The following is a 1,449-nucleotide window of genomic DNA, read 5'->3' on the forward strand; positions in this document are numbered from 1 at the left end:
GGTATTTCGAGCCGACCGTCATGGTCGACGCCCGCAACGACATGGACTTCATGCAGGAGGAAATCTTCGGTCCGGTCGTCGGCGTCATCCCCTTCTCGTCGGAAGAGGAGATGACCGCGCTCGCCAATGACACGCGCTACGGACTGTCCTCCGGCATCTGGACCAAGGACATCGACCGCGCGCTGCGCTTTGCCCGCAATGTCGATGCCGGAACCGTCTGGATCAACACCTATCGCGCCTCGTCGTTCATGTCGGCCAATGGCGGCTTCAAGGAAAGCGGCTATGGCCGCAGGGGAGGCTTCGACGTGATGGAGGAGTGCTCGCGGCTGAAGAACATCATGATCGATTATTCCGGGCTCATGCAGGACCCATTCGTCATCCGCCTGCGCTGAGCATCACCCACACCGACCACAAAGGACGGGACAACAGAAATGAAATTTGCAGTGTCGCTGACCATGGAGCGCTTCTCGCCCGACATGCCGATGTCGAAGGTGAAGAGCAATCTGCTCGAGCTGGCGCAGATGGCCGACGCGGGCGGCTTCGAGACGCTGTGGACGGCAGAGCATCATACGATCGAGTGCACCATCTCGCCCAATCCGTTGATGACCCTGACCTGGCTGGCGCAGCACACGCAGCAGATCCGGCTTGGCACCTCGACGCTGGTGGCGCCGTACTGGAGCCCGATCCGGCTGGCTGGCGAAGCCGCCCTTTGCGATCACCTGACCGGCGGCAGGCTGGAGTTCGGCATAGCCCGTGGCTCCTATCAATACGAGTTCGACCGCATGGCCGGCGGCATGCCGCAGCAGGAGGGTGTCGCCTATCTCAAGGAACTGGTGCCGGCAGTGAAGAAACTGTGGGCCGATGATTATGCGCATGACGGCCACTATTGGAAGTTTCCGCTGGCCGCGGGCGTGCCCAAGCCATTGCAGACGCCGCATCCGCCGATCTGGGTGGCGGCACGTGACCCCGGCACATTCGACTGGGCCGTAGGCATCGGTGCCAACATCCTGTCGACGCCGCTTTCAGCGCCCGCGGCCGAGATTGCCGTGCTCGGCGAAAAATTTCGCAAGGCGGTCGCCGACCATCCGGAAGTGCCGCGCCCACGCCTGATGATGCAACGCCGCACCTGCATCTACGATCGCCCGGAGGACTGGGAAGTCGCGGTCCGCCACGCCATCGACTACGGGCGCTCCTTCGAGAACCTCTTCCAGAACATCGGCACGGTAAAGAACGGTTTCCCCGAGGCTGTGCCTTATGAAAGCGTCAAGGGCAAGGACAACTACAATCCCGAGAGCATCCGCAAGAACCTGATGTTCGGCACGCCCGACGAGATCATCGAGAAGCTTGAGGACTACGAGGCCGCCGGCGTCGACCAGTACTGCCTGGGGCTGACCTTCAACCTACCGTTCGAGCTGCAGAAGAAGACGATCCGGCTGTTCGTCGACGAGG

2 protein-coding genes are annotated in these 1,449 nt (G+C 62.0%); both read left to right on the forward strand.

Annotated elements, in window-relative coordinates; genetic code table 11:
- Nucleotides 1-392 (forward strand): aldehyde dehydrogenase family protein (locus tag EOA22_RS33415; RefSeq protein ID WP_127390604.1); only part of this gene is annotated, 392 nt, incomplete at its 5' end.
- Nucleotides 393-431: 39 nt separating this feature from the next.
- On the forward strand, nucleotides 432-1,449 hold a 1,018-nt coding region (locus tag EOA22_RS33420; protein WP_164756174.1), incomplete at its 3' end, for an LLM class flavin-dependent oxidoreductase.

The organism is Mesorhizobium sp. M7A.F.Ca.US.014.04.1.1 (genome assembly GCF_003998745.1).
GTDB lineage: Bacteria > Pseudomonadota > Alphaproteobacteria > Rhizobiales > Rhizobiaceae > Mesorhizobium > Mesorhizobium ciceri.